Origin of the sequence: Paenibacillus tengchongensis (genome assembly GCF_008973665.1) — a bacterium.
GTDB classification, from domain to species: domain Bacteria; phylum Bacillota; class Bacilli; order Paenibacillales; family Paenibacillaceae; genus Paenibacillus_AQ; species Paenibacillus_AQ tengchongensis.
In genome coordinates this window covers 1-508 of record NZ_WACP01000083.1, presented here as the reverse complement: position 1 = coordinate 508, position 508 = coordinate 1, and the positions used below count along the sequence as shown (strand labels likewise).

Below are 508 nucleotides of genomic sequence, written 5' to 3'. Positions count from 1 at the left end.
CGAGCCATCAGGGTGGATCCCAAAACTCATGTTGGTAAAGTATCAGAATTTCACGGAGGTAAAATTGATAAACAGTTAGCGAATAAAATTTTTAAACAATATCACCACGAGTTAATAACTGAAGTAAAAAACAAGACAGATTTCAATTTTTCATTAACAGGTTAAGAGGTAATTAAATGCCAACAATAACCACTGCACAAATTAAAAGCACACTACAGTCTGCAAAGCAATCCGCTGCAAATAAATTGCACTCAGCAGGACAAAGCACGAAAGATGCATTAAAAAAAGCAGCAGAGCAAACCCGCAATGCGGGAAACAGACTCATTTTACTTATCCCTAAAGATTATAAAGGACAGGGTTCAAGCCTTAATGACCTTGTCAGGACGGCAGATGAACTGGGAATTGAAGTCCAGTATGATGAAAAGAATGGCACGGCGATTACTAAACAGGTATTCGGCACAGCAGAGAAACTCATTGGCCTCACCGAACGGGGAGTGACTATCTTTGC

Annotated in this window: 2 pseudogenes; both read left to right on the top strand. The window is 39.8% G+C overall.

Annotation, left to right across the window (positions count from 1 at the left end):
- Positions 1–165 (top strand): annotated as a pseudogene (gene hlyC / locus F1381_RS27995) (alpha-hemolysin-activating lysine-acyltransferase HlyC); the annotation flags it as partial.
- 11 nt (positions 166–176) lie between these two features.
- Positions 177–508 (top strand): annotated as a pseudogene (locus F1381_RS27990) (RTX toxin hemolysin A); the annotation flags it as partial.